This window comes from Rhizobacter sp. P2_H3 (assembly GCF_056403355.1).
The window spans coordinates 1-20,967 of sequence record NZ_JBFUFQ010000096.1; the positions used below are offsets into that span (position 1 = coordinate 1).

20 protein-coding genes are annotated in these 20,967 nt (G+C 69.8%); 13 read left to right on the plus strand and 7 right to left on the minus strand.

Annotated elements, in window-relative coordinates:
• A partial coding sequence (locus AC1D1T_RS17900; RefSeq protein WP_477992244.1) for a M14 family metallopeptidase occupies positions 1 to 1,310 on the plus strand: 1,310 nt, incomplete at its 5' end.
• 4 nt (positions 1,311 to 1,314) lie between these two features.
• On the opposite strand, the gene AC1D1T_RS17905 is transcribed toward AC1D1T_RS17900, so the two are convergent.
• Positions 1,315 to 2,880 (minus strand): helicase HerA-like domain-containing protein, encoded by a 1,566-nt coding sequence (locus AC1D1T_RS17905; protein WP_477827899.1) that lies wholly within the window; start codon positions 2,878 to 2,880, stop codon positions 1,315 to 1,317.
• 91 nt (positions 2,881 to 2,971) lie between these two features.
• Between AC1D1T_RS17905 and AC1D1T_RS17910 the strand changes: the two genes are divergently transcribed.
• The 8 genes from AC1D1T_RS17910 to rng are packed head-to-tail and all read left to right on the plus strand — an operon-like array spanning position 2,972 to position 9,942.
• Entirely contained in the window at positions 2,972 to 3,697 is a 726-nt protein-coding gene (locus AC1D1T_RS17910; protein WP_047505587.1) for a YebC/PmpR family DNA-binding transcriptional regulator, read from the plus strand.
• Positions 3,698 to 3,707: 10 nt separating this feature from the next.
• Entirely contained in the window at positions 3,708 to 5,009 is a 1,302-nt protein-coding gene (gene purD / locus AC1D1T_RS17915; RefSeq protein ID WP_477992245.1) for a phosphoribosylamine--glycine ligase, read from the plus strand.
• A complete protein-coding gene (gene hemF, locus AC1D1T_RS17920) occupies positions 5,006 to 5,932 on the plus strand; it encodes an oxygen-dependent coproporphyrinogen oxidase (RefSeq protein WP_477844772.1) in 927 nt (308 codons plus the stop codon). Before purD ends, hemF begins: the two co-directional genes overlap by 4 nt.
• Positions 5,929 to 6,522: a nicotinate-nucleotide adenylyltransferase gene (gene nadD, locus AC1D1T_RS17925; protein ID WP_047505592.1), complete on the plus strand. Its 594-nt coding sequence runs from the start codon at positions 5,929 to 5,931 to the stop codon at positions 6,520 to 6,522. The genes hemF and nadD overlap by 4 nt, the downstream gene beginning before the upstream one ends.
• Positions 6,523 to 7,320, plus strand: a complete 798-nt coding sequence (gene rsfS, locus AC1D1T_RS17930) for a ribosome silencing factor (protein WP_477827286.1) — start codon at positions 6,523 to 6,525, stop codon at positions 7,318 to 7,320. It begins immediately after the preceding gene.
• Positions 7,317 to 7,784: a 23S rRNA (pseudouridine(1915)-N(3))-methyltransferase RlmH gene (gene rlmH, locus AC1D1T_RS17935; protein ID WP_047505597.1), complete on the plus strand. Its 468-nt coding sequence runs from the start codon at positions 7,317 to 7,319 to the stop codon at positions 7,782 to 7,784. The genes rsfS and rlmH overlap by 4 nt, the downstream gene beginning before the upstream one ends.
• 9 nt (positions 7,785 to 7,793) lie before the next feature.
• Positions 7,794 to 8,411, plus strand: coding sequence for a Maf family protein (locus AC1D1T_RS17940; protein ID WP_477827287.1), 618 nt, complete (start codon positions 7,794 to 7,796; stop codon positions 8,409 to 8,411).
• A 25-nt stretch (positions 8,412 to 8,436) separates the two neighbouring features.
• A complete protein-coding gene (gene rng / locus AC1D1T_RS17945) occupies positions 8,437 to 9,942 on the plus strand; it encodes a ribonuclease G (protein WP_465114634.1) in 1,506 nt (501 codons plus the stop codon).
• 18 nt (positions 9,943 to 9,960) lie between these two features.
• On the opposite strand, the gene AC1D1T_RS17950 is transcribed toward rng, so the two are convergent.
• Both AC1D1T_RS17950 and AC1D1T_RS17955 read right to left on the minus strand, forming a co-directional pair.
• A complete protein-coding gene (locus AC1D1T_RS17950; RefSeq protein ID WP_052211721.1) occupies positions 9,961 to 10,671 on the minus strand; it encodes a class I SAM-dependent methyltransferase in 711 nt (236 codons plus the stop codon).
• Complete coding sequence (locus tag AC1D1T_RS17955) at positions 10,668 to 11,777, minus strand: glycosyltransferase WbsX family protein (protein ID WP_477842037.1); 1,110 nt, start codon at positions 11,775 to 11,777, stop codon at positions 10,668 to 10,670. Before AC1D1T_RS17955 ends, AC1D1T_RS17950 begins: the two co-directional genes overlap by 4 nt.
• A gap of 154 nt (positions 11,778 to 11,931) precedes the next feature.
• Here AC1D1T_RS17955 and AC1D1T_RS17960 point away from each other — a divergent pair, with 154 nt between their 5' ends.
• On the plus strand, positions 11,932 to 12,906 hold the full coding sequence (locus tag AC1D1T_RS17960) for a DUF5672 family protein (RefSeq protein ID WP_477992246.1): 975 nt from the start codon (positions 11,932 to 11,934) through the stop codon (positions 12,904 to 12,906).
• Positions 12,903 to 14,006, plus strand: a complete 1,104-nt coding sequence (locus AC1D1T_RS17965) for a glycosyltransferase family 9 protein (RefSeq protein WP_477828234.1) — start codon at positions 12,903 to 12,905, stop codon at positions 14,004 to 14,006. The genes AC1D1T_RS17960 and AC1D1T_RS17965 overlap by 4 nt, the downstream gene beginning before the upstream one ends.
• On the opposite strand, the gene AC1D1T_RS17970 is transcribed toward AC1D1T_RS17965, so the two are convergent.
• From AC1D1T_RS17970 to msbA, 4 genes are read right to left on the minus strand one after another with little or no spacing between them, the layout of a single operon-like run.
• Positions 13,987 to 15,075, minus strand: a complete 1,089-nt coding sequence (locus AC1D1T_RS17970; RefSeq protein ID WP_477992247.1) for a glycosyltransferase family 4 protein — start codon at positions 15,073 to 15,075, stop codon at positions 13,987 to 13,989. The two genes, AC1D1T_RS17965 and AC1D1T_RS17970, sit on opposite strands and share 20 nt — an antisense overlap.
• Positions 15,075 to 15,956, minus strand: a complete 882-nt coding sequence (locus AC1D1T_RS17975) for a glycosyltransferase (protein ID WP_465114642.1) — start codon at positions 15,954 to 15,956, stop codon at positions 15,075 to 15,077. The genes AC1D1T_RS17970 and AC1D1T_RS17975 overlap by 1 nt, the downstream gene beginning before the upstream one ends.
• Positions 15,953 to 16,774 carry a glycosyltransferase family 2 protein gene (locus AC1D1T_RS17980; protein WP_052211729.1) on the minus strand — a complete coding sequence of 274 codons (822 nt, stop codon included), beginning with the start codon at positions 16,772 to 16,774 and terminating at the stop codon, positions 15,953 to 15,955. The genes AC1D1T_RS17975 and AC1D1T_RS17980 overlap by 4 nt, the downstream gene beginning before the upstream one ends.
• A complete protein-coding gene (gene msbA, locus AC1D1T_RS17985) occupies positions 16,771 to 18,558 on the minus strand; it encodes a lipid A export permease/ATP-binding protein MsbA (protein ID WP_477992248.1) in 1,788 nt (595 codons plus the stop codon). Before msbA ends, AC1D1T_RS17980 begins: the two co-directional genes overlap by 4 nt.
• Before the next feature lie 56 nt (positions 18,559 to 18,614).
• Here msbA and AC1D1T_RS17990 point away from each other — a divergent pair, with 56 nt between their 5' ends.
• Together AC1D1T_RS17990 and tolB are read left to right on the plus strand one after the other, a co-directional pair.
• Positions 18,615 to 19,430, plus strand: coding sequence for a glycosyltransferase family 2 protein (locus AC1D1T_RS17990; protein WP_477992249.1), 816 nt, complete (start codon positions 18,615 to 18,617; stop codon positions 19,428 to 19,430).
• A gap of 14 nt (positions 19,431 to 19,444) precedes the next feature.
• Positions 19,445 to 20,740, plus strand: coding sequence for a Tol-Pal system beta propeller repeat protein TolB (gene tolB, locus AC1D1T_RS17995; protein ID WP_477827902.1), 1,296 nt, complete (start codon positions 19,445 to 19,447; stop codon positions 20,738 to 20,740).
• Positions 20,741 to 20,967 lie beyond the last annotated feature (227 nt).

A 20,967-nucleotide genomic window follows, 5' to 3' on the forward strand; every position in this document is an offset into this window, starting at 1 on the left:
ACTGGGCGCCCGCCGGCGTGCTGATGCGCGGCCGGCCGTCGGTGCTGCTGGTCGGCCAGCAGCATGGCGACGAGCCGGCCGGCGCCGAGGCGCTGATCGTGCTCGCGCGCGAGCTGGCCGGCGGCAGCCTGCAGGACCTGCTGGAGCGCATCAACGTCGTGGTCCTGCCGCGTGCCAACCCGGACGGCGCGCAGGCGCAGCGGCGCGTCACCGCGAGCGGCATCGACGCCAACCGCGACCACCTGCTGCTGCGCACGCCCGAGGCGCAGGCCCAGGCCCGGCTGGTGCGCGATTTCCAGCCGGTGCTGGTGGTCGATTCGCATGAGTACACGGTGGTCGGCCGCTTCCTCGAGAAGTTCGGCGCGGTGCAGCGCTTCGATGCGCTGGTGCAGTACGCGACCACCGCGAACCTGCCGGAGTTCATCACGAAGGCCTCGGAGGAATGGTTCCGCCAGCCGATGCTCGCGAGCCTGAAGCAGCAGGGGCTCAGCTCCGAGTGGTACTACACGACCTCGGTCGACGTGAACGACAAGAAGATCTCGATGGGCGGCACCCAGCCGGACACCGGCCGCAACGTCAACGGGCTGAAGAACGCCGTCAGCATCCTGATCGAGACGCGCGGCGTCGGCATCGGCCGGCTGCACCTGAAGCGACGCGTGCAGACGCACGTGGTCGCGATCGGCAGCTTCCTGCGCAGCGCGGCCGACCGCTCGGCCGACCTGGTGAAGCTGCGCCAGTACGTGGATGCCGACGTGGCCGCGAAGGCCTGCCAGGGTGAGGCGCTGGTCGAGGCTGGCCCGACGCCCAGCGAATACACGCTGCAGATGCTCGACCCGGCGACCGGTGCCGACAAGGCGCTGGTGGTGAACTGGGATTCGGCGCTCGAGCTGCAGCCGCTGAAGACCCGCCCGCGCCCCTGCGGCTACTGGCTGGCCGCCGACCAGGGCGACGCGGTGATGCGGCTGCGCACGCTGGGCGTGCGGGTCGAGCAGGTGGCTGCGATGGGCGTGATGCAGGGTGAGACCTATGCCGAGACCAGCCGCGAGAGCGGTGCACGCCAGGACGTGCGCGGCACCATCGCCGACGGCGGTGCGGTGGTGCATGCGCAGGTGCAGCTGAGGCCGTCGCTGATGGACGTGCCGATCGGCAGCTACTACGTGCCGCTGAGCCAGCCGCTCGCCAACCTGGTGATCGCGGCGCTGGAGCCGGACACGCAGAACAGCTTCTTCGCGAACGGCATCATCGGCAACGTGGCGAGCGAGGCACGCGTCACCGCGGTGCCGGGGGTGAAATTGAACGTGTTGCCGTGACGCCTCATCGGCGCTTGCTGCCGCCGAGCAAGCTGCCCAGCACGCCGCGGATCAGCTCGCGGCCGACGCTGGTGCCGATCGTGCGCACCGCTGATTTCGCCATCGTCTGCGCCAGCCCGTCGTGCTTGCCGCCGCGCGGGCCGGTGCTGCCGAACAGCACGTCGTTGAGCATGCCACCCCAGCCGCTGCCGGCTTCGGCGGGTGGCTGGCCGGCGGTCGGCGTGGGCATCGGGGTGGACGTGGATGTCGGTGAGGACGTCGACGACGGGGCAGGGCGCCCCGCATCGGCGCTCGCCACGCCGCGCCCCTTCAACTTCTCGTACGCCGACTCGCGGTCGACCGCCTTCTCGTAGACCCCGGCCACCAGCGAACTCGCGACCAGCGCTTTGCGCTGGTCGGACGTGATCGGCCCGATCTGGCTGCCCGGCGGCAGCACGAACACGCGCTGCGTGACGCTCGGCCGGCCCTTCTCGTCGAGCAGGCTGACCAGCGCTTCGCCGACCCCCAGCTCGGTGATCGCCGTCTCGATGTCGAGCCCCGGGTTCGCCCGCATCGTGCTCGCGGCCGACTTGACGGCCTTCTGGTCGCGCGGCGTGAAGGCGCGCAGGGCATGCTGCACCCGGTTGCCGAGCTGGGCCAGCACGCTGTCGGGGATGTCGAGCGGGTTCTGCGTCACGAAATAGACGCCGACGCCCTTGCTGCGCACCAGCCGCACGACGAGCTCGATGCGCTCGACCAGCGCCGCCGGCGCCTCCTTGAACAGCAGGTGCGCCTCGTCGAAGAAGAACACCAGCTTCGGCTGCTCCAGGTCGCCGACCTCGGGCAGTTGCTCGAACAGCTCGGACAGCATCCACAGCAGGAAGGTCGCGTACAGGCGCGGCGCGTTCATCAGCTTGTCGGCGCTCAGCACGTTGACCACGCCCTTGCCATCCACCGACTGCATGAAATCGGCAATGTTCAGCATCGGTTCGCCGAAGAACCTGTCGCCGCCCTGCTCGTCGATCTGCAGCAGCCCGCGCTGGATCGCGCCGACGCTGGCGGCGCTGACGTTGCCGTATTCGGTGGTGAACTGGCTCGCGTTCTCGCCGACGTGCTGCAGCATCGCGCGCAGGTCCTTCAGGTCGAGCAGCAGCAGCCCGTTGTCGTCGGCGATCTTGAACACCAGGTTCAGCACGCCGGCCTGCGTTTCATTCAGCGCCAGCATGCGCGCCAGCAGCAGCGGGCCCATGTCGCTGACGGTGGCGCGCACCGGGTGGCCCTGCTCGCCGAACACATCCCACAGCGTGGCGGGGCAGGCGGCCGACGCCGGGGCGTCGAGCCCACGTTCCTTCAGGATGGCGGCCAGCTTGTCGCCGACCTTGCCGGCCTGCGTGATGCCGGTCAGGTCGCCCTTCACGTCGGCCATGAACACCGGAACGCCCAGTTTGCTGAAGTTTTCGGCCAATGTCTGCAGCGTGATCGTCTTGCCGGTGCCGGTGGCGCCGGTGATCAGGCCATGGCGGTTGGCCAGCGCCGGCAGCAGGAAACACTCCGCCTTGTCGTGCTTGGCGATCAGGATCGGCTCGGCCATGGGAGTCTCCGGTGGGCGGACAAGTAAAATTGCAGTCTATCCAAGAACATTGCCCACCCGGCTGCCGGCGTGGGCCCTCAGAGGAGCCTTCATGGCCGGACATTCGAAATGGGCCAACATCCAGCACCGCAAGGGGCGTCAGGATGAAAAGCGCGGCAAGATCTGGACGCGCGTGATCCGCGAGATCATGGTCGCCGCACGCCAGGGCGGCGGCGACGTCAAGGAAAATCCGCGCCTGCGGCTGGCGGTCGAGAAGGCCAAGGCCGCCAACATGCCGGCCGACACCGTCAAGAAGAACATCGACAAGGCCACCGGCAACCTCGAGGGCGTCAGCTACGAGGAGATCCGCTACGAGGGCTACGGCATCGGCGGCGCCGCGGTGATCGTCGACTGCATGACCGACAACCGGGTGCGCACCGTCGCCGAGATCCGCCACGCCTTCAGCAAGTACGGCGGCAACCTCGGCACCGAGGGCTCGGTGGCCTTCCAGTTCAAGCACTGCGGCCAGTTCGTGTTCGCCCCCGGCACCAGCGAGGACAAGGTGATGGAAGTCGCCCTCGAGGCCGGTGCCGAGGACGTGGTGACCGACGACGACGGCGCGATCGARGTGCTGTGCGCGCCGCCCGATTTCGAGGCGGTCAAGGCGGCGCTCGAGGGCGCGGGGCTGAAGCCAGACGTGGCCGAGGTCACGATGCGCGCCGAGAACACCATCGAGCTGAGCGGCGAGGATGCGCAGCGCATGCAGAAGCTGCTCGACGTGATCGAAGACCTGGACGACACGCAGGATGTCTTCCACAACGCCGTTCTGGGCGAATGAGAGTGAACGCATGAAAGTTCTGGTGATCGGTTCGGGCGGGCGCGAGCACGCGATGGCCTGGAAGCTCGCGCAATCGTCGAAGGTGCAGGTGGTCTACGTCGCGCCGGGCAACGGGGGGACCGCGCTCGACGCGCGGCTGAAGAATGTCGCGATCACCGATGTCAAGGCGCTGGCCGACTTCGCGGTGGCCGAGAAGATCGCGCTGACGGTGGTCGGCCCCGAGGGGCCGCTCGCGGCCGGCGTGGTCGACGAGTTCCGCGCGCGCGGGCTGCGCGTGTTCGGCCCGACGCAGGCCGCCGCGCAGCTCGAGAGCTCGAAGGCCTTCGCGAAGGACTTCATGCAGCGCCACGGCATCCCGACCGCGCTGTACGCCACCTTCGACGACCCGAAGGCGGCGCATGCGCACGTCGACAAGCACGGCGCGCCGATCGTGATCAAGGCCGACGGCCTGGCGGCCGGCAAGGGCGTGGTGGTCGCGATGACGGCGGCCGAGGCGCATGAGGCGATCGACTGGATCCTCGGCGCAGGTGATGGCAAGAGCGGGGACAACCGTCTCGGCGTGCAGCACAACGCCGGCGTCGCGCGCGTCGTGATCGAGGAGTTCCTGCAGGGTGAGGAAGCCAGCTTCATCGTGATGTGCGACGGCAGGAACGTGTTGCCGCTCGCCACCAGCCAGGACCACAAGCGCCTGCAGGACGGCGATGTCGGCCCGAACACCGGCGGCATGGGCGCCTACTCGCCGGCACCGGTGGTCACGCCGAACGTGCATGCGACGGTGATGCACGAGATCATCCTGCCGACCATCGCCGGCATGGCGCGCGATGGCGTGCCGTTCACCGGTTTCCTGTATGCCGGGCTGATGATCGACGACGAAGGCGCGCCGAAGACGATCGAGTTCAACACGCGCCTGGGCGACCCGGAGACGCAGCCGATCATGATGCGGCTGAAGAGCGACCTGTTCGACGTGATGATGGCGGCCACCGACGGCACGCTCGACCAGGTCGAGCTGCAATGGGACCGCCGCGTAGCGCTCGGCGTCGTGATGGCGGCCGGCGGCTACCCGCTGAACCCGCGCAAGGGCGATGCGATCACCGGCCTGCCGGCCGAGCAGCCGGATGCGATGGTGTTCCATGCCGGCACCGCGCCCGACAAGGGCGGCGCCGTGACCGCGGGCGGGCGCGTGCTGTGCGTCACCGCGCTCGGCGACTCGACCAAGATGGCGCAGCAGCGCGCCTACGAAGCGCTGCAGGGCATCCACTTCGACGGCATGCAGTTCCGGCGCGACATCGGCCACCGGGCCATCAAGCGATGAGCGACACCGGCGCGGTCCGCGAGTACCTGCTCGGCCTGCAGTCGCGCATCATCGGCGCGATGGAGGCCGAAGGCGGCGATGCCTTCATCACCGACCACTGGGTGCGCGAGCCCGGCGGCAAGCTCGAGGGCGAAGGCCTCTCGCGGCTGGTGGAAGAGGGCCCGCTGCTCGAGCGCGGCGGCTGCAGCTTCTCGCACGTGAAGGGCAAGGTGCTGCCGCCGTCGGCCACGCAGCACCGGCCCGAGCTGGCCGGGGCGCCGTTCGAGGCGATGGGCGTCTCGCTCGTCTTCCACCCGCGCAACCCGTTCGTGCCGACCGTGCACATGAACGTGCGGATGCTGGCCGCACTGCCGGCCGGTGGCGCGCCGGTCACCTGGTTCGGCGGCGGCATGGACCTGACGCCGTACTACGGCTTCGAAGCCGATGCGCAGCATTTCCACCGCACCAACCGCGACGCGCTCGCGCCCTTCGGCGATGACAAGTACCCGCGCTTCAAGCAGTGGTGCGACGAGTATTTCTTCCTGAAGCACCGCAACGAGCCGCGCGGCATCGGCGGCGTGTTCTTCGACGATTTCTCCGAGCTCGGCTTCGAGCGCAGCTTCGAGATGCTGCGCGCGGTCGGCGATGCGTTCATCCCGGCCTACCTGCCGATCGTGCAGCGCCGCCAGGCACTTGCTTACGGAGAGCTCGAGCGCGATTTCCAGGCCTACCGGCGCGGCCGCTATGTCGAGTTCAACCTGGTGTTCGACCGTGGCACGCTGTTCGGGCTGCAGTCGGGCGGGCGCACCGAGTCGATCCTGATGTCGATGCCGCCGCTCGTGAAGTGGCGCTACAACTGGTCGCCCGCGGCCGGCACGCCGGAGGCGCGCCTGTACAGCGACTTCCTGCGACCGCGCCCCTGGGCCGAAGAGACCTTCCCTTGAAGCGCATTGCGCTGTTCGGAGGCAGCTTCGATCCGGTGCACGTGGCGCATGTGGCGCTGGCCCGTGTCGCGTTGTCGCAACTCGAGCTCGACGAATTGCGCTGGGTGCCGGCGGGTCGCCAATGGCAGAAACACCGTGACCTGACGCCCGCCGTGCACCGCGAGGCGATGGTGCGGCTGGCGATCGAAGGCGAGCCGCGCTTCACGCTCGAAGGCTGCGAGCTGCGCCGCAGCGGCGCGAGCTACACCTTCGACACCGTGCGCGAACTGCAGGCCGCCGAGCCGGGCGTCGAGTGGTTCCTGGTGATCGGCCAGGACCAGTACGCCGGGCTGCACAGCTGGGTGCGCTGGCAGGATCTGCTGCAACGCGTCACGCTGGCGGTCGCGAACCGGCCCGGCGTGACGATGGCGGCGAGCCGCGAGGTGCAGGCGCAGCCGCACCGGGCGGTGCCGCTGCCGATGATGGACGTGTCGTCGACCGACATCCGTGCCCGCGTGGCCCGGGGACTTGCGGTCGACGATCTGGTGCCCGCCCCCGTGGCGCGTTATATTGACCAATACGCCCTGTACACGGGCGAACTCAGGAGTTGAATGGACATCCGAAAACTGCAGCGCGCCATCGTCGATGGTCTGGAAGACGTGAAGGCACAGAACATCCTGGTCTTCAACACCGAGCATCTCTCGCCGCTCTTCGAGCGCGTGATCATCGCCTCGGGCACCTCGAACCGCCAGACCAAGGCCCTCGCAGCCAGCGTGCGTGATGCGGTGAAATCGGGCGGCTTCCCGGTGTTGCGCACCGAGGGCGAGGACAACGGCGAATGGATCATCGTCGACTGCGGCGCTGCCGTCGTCCACGTGATGCAACCGTCGATCCGCGAGTACTACCACCTCGAGGAGATCTGGGGCGACAAGCCCGTCAAGCTCAAGGTGGACACGGCGCCGGTCAGGCTCGTGAAGGCCGAGGAGCCGGTGGCGAAGAAGGCGCCGGCGAAGAAGGCCGCTTCGGGCAAGGCCCCCGCCAAGACGGCGGCCAGGTCGGCGCCCGCCAAGGCCCCGGCCAAGGCACCGGCCAGGAAGGCTGCGGCGAAGACCGTTGCGGCCCGGCCGGCCGCAGCCAAGAAGGCCCCGGCCCGCAAGGCGGCACCGGCCAAGACCGGCAGCGTCGTGACCCGCACGGTCGGCGTGAAGAGCGCTGCGCCGGCGAAGAAGGCGGCGGCCAAGGCGGCACCGGCCAAGGCACCGGCGAAGAAGGTTGCCGCCAAGACCGTTGCGGCCAGGCCGGTCGCGGCCAGGAAGGCCCCGGCAAAAACGGTTCCGGCGAAAGCGGCCCCGGCGAAGAAGGCTCCCGCCCGGAAAGCGCCGGCGAAGAAGACCGCCTCGCGCGCGTGAAGCTGTTGCTGGTCGCCGTCGGCCAGCGCCAGCCGGCCTGGGCCGAGACGGCCTATGACGACTTCGCGAAGCGCTTCCCGCCGGAGATGCGCCTCGAGCTGAAGGCCGTCAAGGCCGAGACCCGCGGCTCGCGCACCGCCGAGCAGATGATGGCGGCCGAGGCCGCCCGCATCGAGGCGGCGCTGCCGAAGGGCGTGCGCCGCGTCGTGCTCGACGAGCGCGGCGACCGGCTGACCAGCGTGCAGCTGGCCGCCCGCATGAAGGCCTGGCTGCCCGACGGGCGCGACGTCGCCTTCCTGGTCGGCGGCCCCGACGGGCTCGATGCCGGGCTGAAACGCAGCGCCGACGAGACGATGCGGCTGTCCGACCTGACGCTGCCGCATGCCTTCGCGCGCGTGCTGCTGGCCGAGGCGCTGTACCGGGCCTGGACGCTGACCGTGAACCACCCCTACCACCGCGAATAGCGGACCCGGATGCCCGACGCCCCGCTGCACGACTTCATCTACCTTGCGTCGCAGAGCCCGCGCCGCCGCCAGTTGCTCGACCAGGTGGGCGTGCGCCACGAGCTGCTGCTGCCCGATGCCGACGAAGATGCCGAGGCGCTCGAGGCCGAGCGGGCCGGCGAACTGCCGGCCGATTACGTCGAGCGCGTGACCCTCGCCAAGCTGGCCGCCGCGCGCAAGCGCCATGCGGCGCGCGGCCTGCCCGGCGCGCCGATCCTGTGCTCGGACACCACCGTCGCGGTGGGGCGCCGCATCCTCGGCAAACCGGCCGATGCCGACGACGCGCGCCGGGTGCTCGGGCTGCTGTCGGGCCGCACGCACCGCGTGCTGACGGCCGTCGCGCTGGCCCACGGCCGGCGGCGCGAGCTGCTCGTCAACGTCTCGCGCGTCGAGGTGGCGCTGCTGCCGCCGGCGTGGATCGAGGCCTACATCGCCAGCGGCGAGCCGTTCGGCAAGGCCGGCTCGTACGCGATCCAGAGCGCGATGGCGGGCTGGATCCGCCGGATCGACGGCAGTCACTCCGGTATCATGGGTTTGCCCCTGTACGAAACGGCCCAACTGCTGAGACAAGCGCGCGTCAGGTTCTGACGCCGCCGCCACAACAAGAGCGCCCATGCAAGACATCCTCATCAACTGGGCACCCCAAGAGACCCGTGTCGCGATCGTCGAGAACGGCGCGGTGCAGGAACTCCACCTCGAACGCACGCTCGAGCGCGGCCTCGTCGGCAACATCTACGCCGGCCGCGTGGCCCGCGTGCTGCCGGGCATGCAGTCGGCCTTCATCGACATCGGGCTGGAGCGCGCCGCCTTCCTGCACGTGGCCGACGTGCACGTGGTCGGCAGCGGCCCGCGCAACGACCATGCGCCCGGCGCCGCGCCGCCGCCGCCGATCGAGCGGCTGGTGTTCGAGGGCCAGACGCTGACGGTGCAGGTCATCAAGGACCCGATCGGCACCAAGGGCGCGCGGCTGTCCACGCAGATCAGCATCGCCGGGCGCATGCTGGTGTTCCTGCCGCAGGACGACCACATCGGCATCTCGCAGAAGATCGGCTCGCACGAGCTGCGAGACCAGCTGCGCACCCGCATGAACCAGCTGACCGGCAAGACCGAGGACGGCCAGCCGCCGGCCACCGCGTATGCGGGCGGCGGCTTCATCCTGCGCACCAATGCCGAGGACGCGACCGACACCGAGCTGGGCGACGACATCGCCTACCTGCGCAAGACCTGGGGCGCGATCCGCGAGCGCAGCTTCAAGTCGCCGCCGGGCACGCTGCTGCACCAGGACCTGAGCCTGGTCGAGCGCGTGCTGCGCGACCTGGTGAACGACGCGACGCAGTCGATCCGCATCGATTCGCTGATGCAGCACGAGCAGCTGGTGGCGTTCGGCGCCGAGTACACGCCGGGCTCGGTCGGCAAGCTGCAGCACTACAAGGGCGAGCGGCCGATCTTCGACCTGTACAACATCGACGAGGAGATCGCGAAGGCGCTGGCGCGGCGCGTCGACCTGAAGTCGGGCGGCTACCTGATCATCGACCAGACCGAGGCGCTGACGACGATCGACGTCAACACCGGCGGCTACGTCGGCGCGCGCAACTTCGACGACACGATCTTCAAGACCAACCTCGAGGCCGCGCAGGCCATTGCGCGCCAGCTGCGGCTGCGCAACCTGGGCGGCATCATCATCATCGACTTCATCGACATGGCGCGCGAGGAGCACCAGGGCACGGTGCTCGGCGAGCTGCGCAAGCAGCTGGCGCGCGACCGCACCAAGATCACGGTGAGCGGCTTCACGCAGCTGGGGCTGGTCGAGATGACGCGCAAGCGCACGCGCGAATCGCTGGCGCACATGCTGTGCGAGCCGTGCCCCACCTGCGGCGGCAAGGGCCAGGTGAAGACGCCGCGCAGCGTCTGCTACGACATCCTGCGCGAGATCCTGCGCGAGGCGCGCCAGTTCAACCCGAAGGAGTTCCGCGTGATCGCGGCGCCTGCGGTGGTCGAGATGCTGCTCGACGAAGAGAGCCAGCACCTGGCGGGGCTGAGCGACTTCATCGGCAAGCCGATCTCGCTGCAGGCCGAGGCCGCCGGCTCGCCGGAGGCGTATGACATCGTGCTGATGTAGCGGCTGCGGGGGCGAGGCCTACTTGACCGCCTCGAATTCCCACAGCAGGTGCGCCTTGCGGTGCTCGTTGTTGCCGAGGTCCTTGCCGCGCAACCGCCGCACGCCGTCGCGCACCGCATAGGCGATCCAGCGCAGCGGTTCGCGGCGCTTGCGCCGCTGGCGTTCCAGCGCCTCGCGTTCGGCGGCTTTCTCCGGCCCGGTGAAATCCAGGTTGTGGTGCCGAACCCATTGCGCGCGCACCAGCCGGAAGCGGCCTTCGAAGCCGTAGATGCGGCCGAAGGGCGTCTCGCCGCAGAAGTACTCATGCGTGCGGTCGGTGATGATGTTGACGTGCGTCGGGTCCTGGAACGCCTCCGGTTGCGGGTAGGCCGGCGTCACCGCATACAGCCGGCCGCCCGGCGCCAGCACGCGCCAGATCTCGTTCATCAGCGAGATGAACGGCAGGATCGTGCGGCGTTCGTCGGGCACCGCCAGCACGCGCGGGATGTGCTCGATGAAATCGAAGGCCGAGACCGAGCCGAACATGCCGTCCGGATAGGGAATCGGGTCGAGCGCCAGATTGGCTTCCCGCGATTCGAAATCGGGTGTCGGCGGCAATGCGCGGATGTCGACGCCGAACAGCCGCTGTTGCCGGTAGGGATTGCGCGGGAACTTGCCGCAACCCAGGTCGAGGTGGGTGTCCGGCAGGCCACCGGGCAGAGTCGGCAGGACTTTGGAATCGTGGGTCATGGCATGTTTTCGGCGGGCGTGTGGGTGAGCTCGGCAATGATGTCCAGCATCTGCGTGCCCCGGTGTGTATCGGGTTCGAGGTAGGTGCCCTCCGCCCATTCGTTCCACGCGTTGAAGAACACGAAGGGTTGCTCGGCCCTGCGCGCCTTGGCCAATTGTGCGGCGAGGCCATTGCGGAACGCCTCCGGGCTGAAGTTGCGCAGCACCAAGCCGCGCTTGCCGCGCCGCGGGCTGTTGTCCCAGTCGGCGAAGGCCCCCGGATACACGCGAGGGCGTGAGGGGCGGCGACTGATCAGTTGCCACAGCAGCCGGTAGTCGTGGGAATCGAGGCGGTGCGGGCGTGCATCGGGCTGAAACCAGCGGCGCACCTTGGCCATCTGGCGGGTGACCTTGTGGCGCAGCCGGTACCAACGCGGCTGATCGTGCCTGAGCGTGTACATCGGCTCGAACTCCACCGCCGCATCGGCCAGGTCCAGGCGCGTGTCGGCGTCGAAGATGGTCAGCATCGAGACGAGGTGCAGGCCAGGCAGGCCCGCCTCGATCGCGAGAACTCGCCAGCGCGCGAACATCGGCTCGAGCACGGGAATGCTCCCGCAGCGGTAGACCAGCAGCATCGGCTGGCCGTCGACGCGGATGTAGCGCGGGTCGAGGAAGGCGCGCAGAAGGTAGGCGAAGTGCTTGTCCCAGTCGGCCTCGTTGCCGTAGTCCTGGGGCATCAGCACATCGCGCTCACCGCCGTCCCAGGCCCGGGTCCAGGGCTCGTTGGCCCAGGCGAGGCAGAACGGGAAGTCCGGGCCGCCGTCCTCGAGCAGCGCGAGGATCGGGCGCTGCAGCAGCTGCTTGCCGTTGAACCAGTAGTGGTAGTAACAGAAGCCGTGCACGCCGTGGCGGCGCGCCAGGTCGGCCTGCCATTCTCGCGTTTCGCGCTGCATCATGTCGTAGTAGCGGTCGGCGGCCGGCACGCGCGGCTGGAGGTGCCCGCGGTACAGCGGTTCCGCGCGGCGCACGTTGGTCCATTCGGTGAAGCCCTGGCCCCACCAGCGGTTGTTCTCTTCGACCTCGTGGAACTGTGGCAAGTGGAATGCGATGATCTTCGGCTCGGACATGGGATGGCGAAAGACTTCCGTCTTTGTGACTCCAGATGTCGAAGTCTAGTGGGCTTGCCGCACCACCCCTGCACAGCCATTCATCCGCATTAAGGATGGCCTGCAGCAGCGACAATCCGCCGACAATCCGCACCAGCCCGTTGATTCCGCCGACATGACCTCCTTGAGCCTTCCGCAGGTGACCCTGTGCTGCGTCGACTCGACCCCGCGACTGGATTGGTCGCTGAAGGCATTGCAGCATTGCCTGACGCAGGTTTCGTTCGGTGACGCGTTCCTCTGCACCGATCGCGCGTCGCTGGCCGGCCGCGCGCTGCCCGATGGCGTGCGCTGGGTCGAGATCCACCCGCTCGACAGCATCGAGGCCTATTCCGACTTCATGATCAAGGGGCTGGCGCCGCACCTGCGCACCAGCCACCTGCTGGTCGTGCAATGGGACGGCTACGTGCTGAACCCGGCCGCCTGGCGCGAAGAGTTCCTGTCGGTCGACTACATCGGTGCGCCGTGGAACCACATCCCCGAGCCCTGGAAGGTCGGCAACGGTGGCTTTTCGCTGCGTTCCGCCGCGTTGCTGCAGGCCCTGCAGGACCCGGCGATCCGCCCCGAGCATCCCGAAGACCTCTGCATCTGCAAGACGAACCGGCCGGCGCTCGAGGCGAAGGGCCTGCGCTTCGCGCCGCTGGGGATGGCCGGGCGCTTCGCGGTCGAGGACGGCCCGCTGTCGGCCGAGGTGTTCGGATTCCACGGCCCCTACCACCTGCCTTCGCTGCTGCCACCGGCCGAGGTGCTGGCCTTCGTCGAGTCGCTGTCGACGGGCGCGCTGCGGGCCCACTACTTCGGCAGCCTGCTGCGCGAGCTGGTGCACGGCGCGCGGCGCAACCCCGCGTTGCGGCCGGCACTGGCCGCGTTCCAGCAGCTGGTGCTGCGCGCGATCGACGAATTGGACGACGCGGCGAGCCTGTCGTCGCAGGCGCTCGGCATGCTGAAGGCGCTGATCCGCCACGGCCCGCACGCCTGCGCCGCGCGGTTGCTGGCGCGTCGCCGCGCTGCCTCGGGCCGGCGCTTCGGCGAGCCGAAACTGTGGCTGCGATTGCAATTCAACGCACTGCGCGCGGGAGTGCAGGCCCGATGACGGCCGGGCCGGACTGGCTCGTGCGCTATGCGGGCGCCACCTGGACGCCGCCGTTCCCGCAGGCGCTGCCGTCCAACGCGCAGGCCTTCGCGGCAACGGCGTCGCCCTGGAAGGCGGCACGCCGCCGTGCGTTGCGCGAGCTGAACCTGGCGTGGCACGGCCAGGGCCCGCTGCTGCAGCCACGCATCGACACCGCCCGGCACCGCCGCGTGCTGTGGATCCACCAGGGCACGCCGCAGGTCGGCGATTCGCTGATGGACCTCGCGGCGCGGGTGCTGCTGCAGGGTCGCGTCGCGCGGCTGGACCTGCTGACCGATGCGCACCTGCTGCCGCTGTACCGCAGCGATGCGGTGTTCTCGAACGTCGCCGCGTCGGCACGCGAGCTGCCGGCCGACGGCTACGACCTGGTGCTGCTGCACAGCATGGCCTCGCGCTCGGTGCGCGACAAGCTGCGGCACTTCCGCCGCGTGCCGTTCGTGCATCTGCAGGGCTGCTACACCGGCCCCGAGTTCAACCGCACGCTGTTCGGCTTCTACCGGCTGGCGCAGTTGATGGACCTGCCGGGTGCGGTGCTCGAGGCGGTGGCGCGCCCGACGATGCAGACCTCGCTGGCCGAGCAGGCCGCGATCGCCGCGCTGGCGATCCCGTCCGGCGCGATCGCGGTCGCGCTCGGCGGCGTGCGCGACTGGCGCACCTACACCCGCTGGATCGAGGTGCTGCGCGGCCTGGCCGCGACCGGCCGGGTGCCGCACATCGTGCTGATCGGCGCCGACAACGGCCTGGCGATGCGCGATGCGATCGTCGCCGCCGAGATCGGCCTGCCGCTGATCGACCGCGTCGCTCGCCACAGCCTCGGCGAGGTGCAGGCGCTGATCGACCGCTGCGCGCTCGCGCTGTGCGCCGACGGCGGCCTGCTGCACGTCGCCCACACGACCGGCACGCCGGCGGTCGCGCTGTTCGCCGGCGAGATCCTGCCGGCCTACCGCGTCACGTCGGCCAACCGCACGACGAGCCTGCACGGCCCCCGGCAGGTCGACGACATCGACCCGGAGGCGGTGCTGGCCGCGGCGCTGTCGTGGCTCAACGCGGCGCCGCGCTGAGGGGCGTGCCGAGCAGGCGCCGGTAGATCGCGAGGTAGGCCTCGGCCGCGCGGTCCCAGCGGAACTGCGCGGCATGGGCACGGATCGCCAGGCCCTCGCGCAGCAGGCGCGGCGTCTCGGCCTCGATCGTGCGGCGCATCGCCTGCGGCTCGAAGCTGTCGAAGTAGCCGGCATGCGCGCCGCCGACCTCCGGCAGGCTGGTCAGCCGCGACAGGAACACCGGCTTGCCGAAGTGCATCGCCTCCAGCGGCGGCAGGCCGAAGCCCTCGGTCAGCGACGGGAACACGAAGGCCTGGCAGTGCGCGTAGAGCCAGGTCTTCTGCGCGTCGCTCACCTCCTGCACCACCGTCACGTTCGCAAGCCCGCGCTCGCGCACCTGCGCGGCCAGCCGGTCCGAATCGCCGGTGCGCGGCCCGGCCAGCACCAGCGCCTGCTGCGGCCACAGCGCGGCCATCTCGACCAGGCTCTGCGGGTTCTTCGACGCCGCCATGCGGCTCAGGTGCAGCAGGTAGCGGCCCGGCACGATGCCGGGCACGGCCTCCTGCGCGTGGGGGTTCAGGTCGCGCGCGCCGTTCGGGATCACCGTGACCGGGCCGGTCCAGCCGAGGTGGCGGCGGATGTCGCCTTCAACGTGGCGCGTCAGCGTGGTCACTTCGTCGAAGTGGCGCAGCCGGCGGCGCAGCTTGTCGAGCGCCTTGCGGGCCTGCGGCTCGGCGTCGTGGTAGACCGGGTTCAGGTCGTGGATGGTCAGCAGCGAATGCCGCGTGCCGACCGGCGGGATGATGCGGCCGAGCTGGTTGAGGCTGTGCCACACGTCGAAGCGCCGCAGGCCTTGCCAATGCAAGTAGCCCTGCAGCCTGCTCGTGGCCAGGTAGCCGACCTGGTCGCCGAAGCGGCCATGCCAGCGTGCCGGCATGTGCAGGTGGAAGTGCACGCCGTGCTGTTCGCGCCAGGCCGGCGCGACGCGCGCGACGTGCTCGCAGACCTGCGTCGAGAACTCGCCGAGCCCGTCGCTCAGCGAGCCGAGCATGCCGAGGCTGATGCCGACGCGCCGTGCGGGGGCTCGCATCACGCGATCAGCTGGTAGTGCTTGCGGCTCAGGTCGACGCCGAGCAGCCGCTCGACGCGCATCGACCAGCGGTGCTTGCGCTCGCGGCTCGTCAGCACGTGCGCCGGATCGGGCGCGAAGTGCTGCTCGGCCTCGTCGCGCAGCCAGTCGGCCATCAGCGCCGGGTGCGTGCCGGCGTAGGGCACCAGCGACTGCGGGTCGATGTTGCCGTAGTGCACCGTCGGCGCGCCATGCGACCAGTACTTGCTCACCTGGTCGAGCTTGGCCTGCATGTAGTCGGTGCGGCGCACGTGGCCGTAGTGGTAGATGTGCGCGTTCGCCAACGCGGCGTTCGGGTGGCGGCCGCGGCGGTGCCGGTCCATCACCACCCAGAACTGGCCGTCGGGTGCGTAGCTGCGGATCGTGTTGCGGATCAGCCGGCACTCGCGCCGGTACCAGGCCGGGCTGATCGCGAGCCAGTGCGGCGAGCCGTAGAAGTGCAGGTAGTCGAACACCAGCGCCTCGATGCGGCGGTCGGCATGGTGGCGCTCGACCGACGCGCGGATCGCCGCCAGCTCGCCCTCGTGCAGCACCTCGTCGCCCTCGAGGTAGAAGGCCCAGTCGCCGGTGCAGGCGAACTGCGCGATCATCTTCTGCTGCGCATAGACGAAGCCGCGCGACTCCATGCGCTCGTTCCACACGGTGTCGATCAGCCGGATCTTCGGGTCGCCGATCGCCAGCAGCCGTTCGCGGGTGTCGTCCTCGCCGCGGCCGACCGCGACCACGAACTCGTCGACCAGCGGCAGCAGCGAGCGCACCGAGGCCTCGAACGGGAAGCCGAGCTTGACGCCGTTGCGCAGGAACGTGAACCCGCTGATGGAGGCCGAAGCAGCAGCCGTCATAGCGTGTGCGACGCGAGCCGTGCCACCTCGGTCGCGCTCCACTTCTTCTCCATCGGGATCAGGCGCGCGGCGTCGGCGAAGGCCGGCGGGCGCGCGCGCAGCGTCACGCGGATGTAGTGGTGCACGAACACGTCGAGCGCGATGTGCAGCGGGCGGATGTCGCCGACCTCGACAGCGCGCTTCTTGGCCCGCAGGAACAGGTCGGCATCGGCGGCCTGGATGCGCTCGTCCCACAGCCCGATGCGGTCGATCGCGCGCCGGTTCATCAGCACCGAGTTGCCGACATAGCCCTCGATCACCAGGCCCTCGAACTGCTCGGCGCGCTCGCGGCAGAAGCGGTCCCAGTCGCCGTACATCCAGCGGTGCGACATGCCGAGCCAGGGCTGCTTGGCGCCGAAGAAGCGCACCGGCAGCGAGGCGCGCTTCCAGCGCCGGCGCAGCGCGTGCGTGGCCTCGGGCGTCTCGACGCGCTCGATGCCGCACACCGTCAGCGCGTCGAGCCCGTGCAGCTCGGCGTTGGCGATCAGCCGCGTGTCCCAGTCGGGCGGCACGACGATGTCGTTGTTCAGGAACGCGAGCCAGTCGCCCTGCGCGACCGCGATGCCCTGGTTCTGCGTGTACGGGTAGGAGAAATTCTGCGTGTTGCGGATCACCTTGGCACCGACCGACTCGAAGAACTCGGCCGAGCCGTCGGTCGACGCGTTGTCGATGATGATCAGCTCCGACGGCAGCCGGGTACAGCGCTGCAGGTGCTCGACGAACCAGCGGTTCATCTCCAGCTGGTTGTGGACGGCGGTGATGATGCTCAGTCGGGTCATCCTCGGCTCTCCGATGGCGCGGCGTGGGGGGTGCGGAATTGCAGCGAATGCAGGTGGGCGAACAGGCCGCCCTGCGCGAGCAGCTCGGCATGCGTGCCCTGCTCGACGACGCGGCCGGCTTCGAGCACCAGCACTCGGTCGGCGGCCTTGATGGTCGACAGCCGGTGCGCGATCACGAGGCTGGTGCGGCCCTTCATCAGCCGGTCCAGCGCCTCCTGCACCAGGCGCTCGGATTCGGAATCGAGCGCCGACGTGGCCTCGTCGAGGATCAGGATCGGCGCGTCCTTGTAGATGGCGCGCGCGATCGCGAGCCGTTGCCGCTGGCCGCCCGACAGCTGGTTGCCGTTGTGGCCGATCAGCGTGTCCAGGCCCTGCGGCATCTCGTCGACGAACTTCAGCAGGTTGGCCGCGCGCAGTGCCTCGCGCACGCGGGCGGTATCGATGCGGCGAGCATCGTGCGCTCCGGTGTCGCCGAGCGCCACGTTGGCCGCCACGGTGTCGTTGAACAGCACCACGTCCTGGCTGACCAGCGCGAACTGGCGGCGCAGCGCCGCCACGTCCCACTCGCGCATCGGCCGGTCGTCGAGCAGCAGCTCGCCGTCGCTCGGCTCCAGGAAGCGCGGCAGCAGGTTCACCAGCGTCGTCTTGCCGGCGCCCGACGGCCCGACCAGCGCCACCGTCTCGCCGACGTTCAACCGCAGGTTCACGTCGTCCAGCGCCGGCGCCTGGTCGGTCTTGTAGCGCAGGCCGACATGGCGCATCTCGACGCGGCCCTGGGCGCGCCCGGGGTCGAAGCCGCCACCTTCCTCGACCGGCGCATCGGTGATCAGCGCGACGCCGCGCTCCAGCGCGGCCAGCCCGCGGGTGATCGGCCCGGCCACCTCGGACAGGTGCTTGATCGGCGCCAGCAGCATCAGCATGCAGGTGATGAACGCGGCGAAGCTGCCGGCCGTGCCGCCGTAGTGGGTGCTCTGCCAGAGGGCCGCGACGATCACCGCCGACAGGCCGCAGGCGGCGATCATCTGCGTCACCGGCGTCATCGTCGCGGCCGCCATCGTCGACTTGATCGCGAGCCGGCGCAGCGTGTCGCTGAGGGCGCGGAAGCGGCCGGCCTGGCCGGCCTCGGCGCCGTGCAGGCGGACGATGCGCCAGGCGAGCACGTTCTCCTCGACCACGTAGGCGAGCTGGTCGGTGGCCTGCTGGCCTTCGACCGTCAGCCGGTGCAGCCGCTTGCTGAGGATGCGCATCACGAAGGCGACCGCCGGCACCAGCACGCCGACGAACAGCGTCAGCTGCCAGTTCATCCACAGCAGGTAGGCCATCAGCGCGACCAGCGTGGCCGAGTCGCGCACCAGCGTCATCACCGAGCCGACCAGCAGGCCCGCGCCGGCCTGCACCTCGTAGGTGAGCGTGTTGGTCAGGCTGCTGGCGGTGTTGTGGCTGAACAGCGTCGGCTGCACCGTCATCAGCCGCTGGAACATCGCGGTGCGCAAGGCCTGGGTGCCGCGGTTGGCCGACCAGGCCAGGCCGTACTGCGCGATCAGCCCGGCGACGCCGCGGATGAAGAACAGCCCGATGATCGCGACCGGCACCATCCACAGCGGAATGCCGTCGGCGGTGAAGCCCTTGTCGAGCAGCGGCTTCATCAGCGCCGGCATCACCGGCTCGGTCAGCGCGCCGATGATCGAGCCGACGATCATCAGGACGAAGCCCTTGCCGCTGTCGGCGAAATACGGGGCCAGGCGCTTCAGGCGCTCTTTCAGGGGCGGGGTGGGGGTGCTCATTCCGGGCGCATTATCGTTCGCCGGCACTGCCTACAATCCCCGCACCTCCAAGCTGCATGCGCCTGTCGCCTTCCATGTCCGTTCCCAACCTGTCGGTCATCGTCATCACCCGCAACGAAGGCCACCAGATCTCGGACTGCCTGAAGAGCGTCGCGTTCGCCGACGAGTGGATCGTCGTCGACGCCGGCAGCACCGACGACACCCGCGAGCAGGCCGCGGCGCTCGGCGCCCGCGTGACCCGTACCGACGACTGGCCGGGTTTCGGCCGGCAGAAGAACCGGGCGCTGGACCTGGCGCAAGGGCGCTGGGTGCTGAGCCTGGATGCCGACGAGCGGGTCAGCGAAGCGCTGGCGGCGGCGATCCGGGCCGCCGTGGCGCCCGGCGCGGCCCCTGGGGAGGTCCCCACCGAGGGCCCCGCCGGCTACCAGTTGTCACGCCTGTCGCGTTTTTGCGGACAGTGGATGCGCCATGGCGACTGGTACCCTGACCGGGTCACGCGGCTGTTCCTGCGCGGGCGCGCGCGCTTCACCGACGACCTGGTGCACGAGCGGCTGGACGTGCAGGGGCCGGTCGGGCGCCTGCCCGGCGACCTGCTGCACGAGACCATGCCGACGCTGCACGACGCGCTGGACAAGATGAACCGCTACAGCAGCGGCCGCGCCCTCGACAAGGTGCGCGCCGGCCGCCGCGGCGGCCTGGGTACGGCGCTTGCCCATGGCGTCTGGGCGTTCCTGCGGGCCTACCTGCTGCGCCGCGGCTTCCTCGACGGGCGGCTCGGTTTCGTGCTGGCGGTCTACAACGCCGAAGGCACCTATTACCGATACCTGAAAATGGCGTTCGCGGACGCTGCCGGAACCAAGACCACAATTTGAGATCAGGACACTGGATGCTGAACCGACGTCACTTCTCCGTTGCCTCCGGACTCGCCCTCGGCGGGGCGGCCCTTTCCACGACCGTCACCCCGGCCTTGGCGCAGTTCCGCGTCGAGATCGCCGGCGTCGGTGCCACGCAGGTGCCGATCGCGATCGCGAAATTCCGCGACGAGGACAAGACCACGCAGGCCCTGTCGGCCATCATCCGGGCCGACCTGGAGCGCGCCGGCGTGTTCCGCGGCGTCGACACCAGCGTCGCGATCGACGAGAACGCGCAGCCGGCGATGGGCGAATGGCGCTCCCGCGGCGCCGACGCGCTGGTGGCCGGCTCGGTCACGCGGCTGGCCGACGGCCGCTTCGACGTGCGCTTCAAGCTCTGGGACATCGTCAAGGGCCAGGAGCTCGGCGGCCAGAGCAATGCCGTGCAGCCGGCCGACCTGCGGCTGGCCGCGCACCGCATCGCCGACTACGTCTACGAGAAGCTGACCGGTGACAAGGGCGTGTTCTCGACGCGCATCGCTTACGTCACCCGCACCGGCAGCCGCTACGCGCTGCGCATCGCCGACGCCGACGGCGAAGGCGGGCAGGTCGCGCTGAACAGCCCCGAGCCGATCATCTCGCCGGCCTGGGCGCCGAACGGCCAGGAACTGGCCTACGTGTCGTTCGAGAAGCAGAAGGCCATCGTCTACGTGCAGAGCGTCGCCACCGGCGAGCGCCGCGTGATCGCCAACTTCCGCGGCTCGAACAGCGCACCGGCCTGGTCGCCCGATTCGCAGTCGCTGGCCGTCACGCTGAGCCGCGACGGCATCTCGCAGCTCTACCTGATGGGCCGCAACGGCGGCGAACCGAAGCGCATCACCACCAGCCAGGCGATCGACACCGAGCCGGTGTTCACGCCCGACGGCCGCACGCTGTACTTCGTCAGCGACCGCGGGGGCGGCCCGCAGGTGTACCGCACGGCGCTGGCCGGCGGGGCGGTCGAGCGCGTCACCTTTTCGGGCAGCTACAACATCAGCCCGTCGCTCAGTCCCGACGGGCGCAACCTCGCCTACATTTCCCGCCAGGGCAACGCCTTCCGGCTGTACCTGATGGACCTGACCAACCCGGGCGCGACGCCGCTGGCCTTGAGCGACACCAGCGACGACGAGAGCCCGAGTTTTGCGCCGAACGGCCGGTTGATCATCTACGCATCGCGCGCGCAAGGGCGCGACGTGCTGATGACCACGACGCTGGACGGCAAGATCAAGGCGAAGCTGGTGTCGACAGCCGCCGATGTCCGCGAGCCCATGTGGGGCCCGTACGGCCGCTGACGAAGCGGCCGGCGCATCTTTTCTCGACGACAACATGACCAGGAGTCTCCAATGAAAGCAACTCGTCTCACCCTTCTCGCTGCCCTGACCTCGGCCGTCCTGGCAGGCTGCGCTTCCGGCGTCAAGCTCGACGACAAGCCGGCCCCGGTGGAAAACCGCTCGACCGGCGGCACCTCGGCCAACAGCGGCGCGAACAACGCCGGCACGTCGCAGTCGCAGGTCGCGAG